Source organism: Rhizobacter sp. P3_B12 (genome assembly GCF_056402895.1).
The window spans coordinates 1-4,609 of record NZ_JBFUGN010000483.1; the positions used below are offsets into that span (position 1 = coordinate 1).

The 4,609-nt window shown below is 69.7% G+C and carries 5 protein-coding genes; 4 read left to right on the forward strand and 1 reads right to left on the reverse strand.

What is annotated here, in order from left to right; genetic code table 11:
* Together AC1D01_RS21790 and AC1D01_RS21795 are read left to right on the forward strand one after the other, a co-directional pair.
* Positions 1–1,069 (forward strand): glycosyltransferase family 2 protein (locus tag AC1D01_RS21790; protein WP_477869991.1); only part of this gene is annotated, 1,069 nt, incomplete at its 5' end.
* Positions 1,070–1,163: 94 nt separating this feature from the next.
* On the forward strand, positions 1,164–1,985 hold the full coding sequence (locus AC1D01_RS21795; protein WP_477869993.1) for a metal-dependent hydrolase: 822 nt from the start codon (positions 1,164–1,166) through the stop codon (positions 1,983–1,985).
* 13 nt (positions 1,986–1,998) lie between these two features.
* Here the strand turns inward: AC1D01_RS21795 and AC1D01_RS21800 are convergent, their stop codons facing one another.
* Entirely contained in the window at positions 1,999–2,883 is an 885-nt protein-coding gene (locus tag AC1D01_RS21800) for a PEP-CTERM sorting domain-containing protein (RefSeq protein ID WP_477869995.1), read from the reverse strand.
* Positions 2,884–3,065: 182 nt separating this feature from the next.
* Here AC1D01_RS21800 and AC1D01_RS21805 point away from each other — a divergent pair, with 182 nt between their 5' ends.
* Positions 3,066–3,773 carry a CoA transferase subunit A gene (locus AC1D01_RS21805; protein ID WP_477869997.1) on the forward strand — a complete coding sequence of 236 codons (708 nt, stop codon included), beginning with the start codon at positions 3,066–3,068 and terminating at the stop codon, positions 3,771–3,773.
* 2 nt (positions 3,774–3,775) lie between these two features.
* Entirely contained in the window at positions 3,776–4,414 is a 639-nt protein-coding gene (locus AC1D01_RS21810; RefSeq protein ID WP_047513531.1) for a 3-oxoacid CoA-transferase subunit B, read from the forward strand.
* The last annotated feature ends 195 nt before the right edge of the window (positions 4,415–4,609 follow it).

Genomic DNA, 4,609 nt, shown 5'->3' on the forward strand with positions numbered 1-4,609 from the left:
GCCGTGCGTCACGATCGTGATGCCGACCTACAACCGCGCCGCGCTGCTGCCGGGCACGATCGACGCGGTGCTGGCGCAGACCTTCGGCGATTTCGAGCTGATCGTCGTCGACGACGGCTCGGGTGACGACACCGCCGGCGTGCTCGGGCGCCGCTATGCCGACGAGCCGCGGCTGCGCTACCTGCGCAAGCCGAACGGCGGCGTGTCGTCGGCCCGCAACCTGGGCTTGGCGCACGCGCGCGGCGAGTTCATCGCCTTCCTCGATTCCGACGACCTGTGGCAGCCGTGGAAGCTGCAGCTGCAGGTGGCCGCGCTGCGGGCACTGGCGCCGCACGGCGTCGGCATGCTGTGGACCAACCTCGACGTGGTCGACGAGCACGGCAAGCTCGTCAAGCAGGCGCACCTGCGCGATGCGTACTCGGCCTACGGCCAGCTCGCGAAGCACGGGATCGCGGTGTTCGAGCACGAGGCGGGGCTCGCCGAGCTCGTGCCCGATGCGCAAGAGCCGCAGGCCGGCATCCGCGTGTACTGGGGCGACGTGCGCTCGCGCATGCTGATCGGCAACCTGTGCCAGCCGTCGACGCTGATGCTGACGCGCGAGCGCGCCGATGCGATCGGCGGCTTCGACGAGAGCATGGTGTCGGGCGAGGACCATGCCTACCACCTGAAGGCGAGCCGCGCCGGCCCGGCCGCGCTGCTGGACGCGAGCGCCGTGCTGTACCGCAAGGGCGCCGCCGACCAGCTGACCCAGCCGGCCTACCGCTGGATGATCGCGAGCAACTACCTGAAGACGCTGCTGCCCGAGGTGGAGCGCGAACGCGCGCGCCACGGGGGCCGGCTCGACCTGCCGCCGGCGCTGCTGACCGAGACGATCGCGAGCGCCTACGAATGGGTCGGCATGGAGATGTGGTACCGCGAGGACTACGCGGCCGCGCACCGGCATTTCGGCGACAGCCTGCGGCAGCGCTGGAAGCAGCCGAAGCTGTGGGCGCTGTACCTGGTGACGGCGGTGCCGCCCGGGGCGATCGACTTCCTGCGGCAAACCCTGCGCCGCCTGCGCCGGGGATGACGACCCCTCGGTCGATGAGTACATCGACCGATCCCCCGAGGGGATGCGGGCCGGCTTGGGGCGGCCCGGCGCTCGACCCGCTAGCATACGAGCCATGGGCCACCACACCATCCGCTCGCTGCTCGTCGACCTGTCGACCCCGTTCGAGCGGCGCTGGGCCGGCGGCGATGCCTTCCTGACGGCGTTCTTCAACGCGCTGTCGATGAGCTTTCCGGTGGGCGAGCAGTTCTTCATCGATGCGGTGCGGGCCGCCGCGAAGGCCTTGCCGGCCGACGTGCAGGCCGGCTTCGCCGACGAGGTGCAGGGCTTCGTCGGTCAGGAGGCGACGCACCGCCGCATCCACGGCCTGTTCAACGGCCAGCTCGAAGCGCAGGGCCACCGCAACACCTGGGGGCCGCGCGCGGCGCGGCGCATCGCGCGCTTCCAGCGCATGAGCGGCGACCCGCGCCATGCGCTGGCGGTGACGGCCGGCTACGAGCACTTCACCGCGATCATGGCGGCCTGGATGCTGCAGCACCCGCAGCGGCTCGACGGCACCGAGGCGCGGCTGCGCACGATGTGGCTGTGGCACGCGTCCGAGGAGACCGAGCACCGCAGCACCGCGTTCGACGTCTACCGGGCCGGCGGTGGCAACCACCGCTGGCGCATCCGCTGGTTCCGCGTCGTCACCTTCTTCTTCGTCACCGACGTGATGCGCCAGACGCTGCGCAACCTGTGGCACGACGGCGCGCTGCTGCAGGGCGGCACCTGGCGCAGCGCCTGGCGCCTGCTGTTCGCGAAGGGCGGGCTGGTGCGCGAGACCTTCAAGCCATGGCGGGCGTACTTCCGGCCGGATTTCCACCCGCTGCAGCAGGACGAGCCGCGCGCCGCGGCGTGGCTGCGCGAGAACGCGGGGCAGTTCCGCGAGGTGCAGTGACCAAGGCCCGGGCTCAGGCCCGGCGCCGCACGCGCCATGCCAGCAGCCCGATGCCGAGCGCCATCGTCAGCGCGGTCGCCGGTTCCGGCACCGCCGCCAGCGGCGAGCTGAACGCGAACACCTCGAAGGCGGCGAACAGCGGCAGGCTGCTGTTGTTGTGCACCGTCAGCGACAGCACGCCGAACGAGTCGGCGCTGTAGGTGAAGTCATCCGGGCTGGCGACGCGCCCCTGCGAGCCTGCGTAGTAGTCGAACGGATCCCGGTTCAGCATCCACGCCCTCAGCGAGACCTCGTGCCGATAGGCCTGCTCGTCGCGCAGGCTCAGTGTCGCGACGTTGAAATGCTCGTCGTCGACGGTCTCGGTCTGGTAGTGGGTCGTCAGCGGATTGAAGTCGCTGCGCGTCAGGGTGGCAATGCCCGAGATCGTGATCGACGCGAACGGGTCCAGCTTCAAGGCCCGGTACCAGCTGATGTCGGCATCGGCCCCGTCGGTGGGCAGGTCGGTTCGCCAGCTCACGCCCAGCTGGTCGGGGCCGGAATGCGCCTCGGTCGACAGCACCGAACCGGGCAGCGGTGCCTGCTGCAAGGCGCCGACCCCGAACGGCGGGCTGAAATCCAGGCCGTTCTGGAAGGTGTAGCCGAGGTCGTGGCGGACGTTGTCGCCGTTCGCATGCCCGCTCGACAGGCTGGCGCGGGTCCAGTTGCCCGTCCACCAGGTGCCCACGCTGCCGGGCAGGCGGGGCGCGTCCGGCGTCGGCGCCAGCGTGGTCAGCGACAGCGGGTCCAGCGTGAACGAGGCGCTGCCGTACGCCTCGGCCTGCGCCAGGCCTGCCGCGCCGAGTCCGGCGAGCCCGGCGAGCAATCCCCCGAGCAGGCGGGCCAATGCATGGATCTTCATCGTCGATCTCCCGGTGGGCCCCGGGCGATGGCTCGGGTCGGCGGAACCTCGGGCAAACGGCGTGCCCGCACGGCCTCGCAACGGGAAAAGACCTAGTCATTTCTACGTACCGCCGCCGCGGCCTACGTAACGCCGTACGTAGTACGCTTCGCGGCTGATTTCCATTGCGCAGGAGACGCTCCATGAACAAGGTGTACGCCAGTGCCGCCGACGCCCTGAAAGGCATCGTGCGCGACGGCCAGTTGCTGGCCGTCGGCGGTTTCGGGCTGTGCGGCATTCCCGAGGCCCTGATCGGCGCGCTGCGCGACAGCGGCGCGAAGAACCTGACGGTGATCTCGAACAACGCCGGTGTCGACGGCTTCGGCCTCGGCCAGCTGCTCGAGACGCGCCAGATCAGCAAGATGATCTCCAGCTACGTCGGCGAGAACAAGGAGTTCGAGCGCCAGTACCTGGCGGGCGAGCTCGAGCTCGAGTTCACGCCGCAGGGCACGCTGGCCGAGAAGCTGCGCGCCGGCGGTGCCGGCATTCCGGCCTTCTTCACGAAGACCGGCGTCGGCACGCTGGTGGCCGAGGGCAAGGAAACCCGCGAATTCGACGGCGCCGTCTACGTGATGGAGCGCGCGCTGCTGCCCGAGGTGAGCCTGGTGAAGGCGCACAAGGCCGACCGCAGCGGCAACCTGGTGTTCCGCCGCACGGCGCGCAACTTCAACCCGGCGGTCGCGATGGCCGGCAAGATCACGGTGGTCGAGGTGGAAGAGATCGTCGAGACCGGCACGCTCGACCCGGACGTGGTCCACCTGCCGGGCATCTACGTGCACCGGCTGGTGCTGAACGCGCACCCCGAGAAGCGCATCGAGAAACGCACGATCACTGAAACGGCAGGGAGCTGACCATGGCCTGGACCCACGATCAAATGGCCGCCAAGGCCGCCGCCGAGCTGCAGGACGGCTTCTACGTGAACCTCGGCATCGGGCTGCCGACGCTGGTCGCCAACCATGTGCGCAGCGACATCGAGGTGTGGCTGCAGAGCGAGAACGGCATGCTGGGCATCGGCCCGTTCCCGACCGAGGACCAGGTCGATGCCGACCTGATCAACGCCGGCAAGCAGACCGTCACCACCATCCCCGGCTCGTCGATCTTCGGCTCGCACGACAGCTTCGCGATGATCCGCGGCGGCAAGATCAACCTCAGCATCCTCGGCGCGATGCAGGTGAGCGCGAAGGGCGACCTCGCCAACTGGATGATCCCCGGCAAGATGGTCAAGGGCATGGGCGGCGCGATGGACCTGGTGGCCGGCGTGCCGCGCGTGCTGGTGCTGATGGAGCACGTCGCGCGCAAGAAGGACGGCAGCGAGGACCTGAAGATCCTGCCGGCCTGCACGCTGCCGTTGACGGGGGTCGGCGTGGTGAACCGCATCATCACCGACCTGGCGGTGCTCGACGTGACGCCGCAGGGGCTGAAGCTGGTCGAGATCGCTCCGGGTGTGTCGCGCGAGGAGCTGCAATCGAAGACCGGGGTTCCGATCTTGTAGGTTCTTGCATCGGCGCGGAAGGCGCGTGCGGGGAGGCTGTGGCTCGCCGGCCGGGTCGGTCATCGCCCCTTGGGGGCGATGACTYCCCTCCGCTGACTGGTTTCATGGCCCGTCGCCCAAACTCCCGCCACTCACTTCGTTCGTTGTGGTCAAACAGTGGGCGACAGTCAGTGCACGAAGCGTGCTGCGCACGCG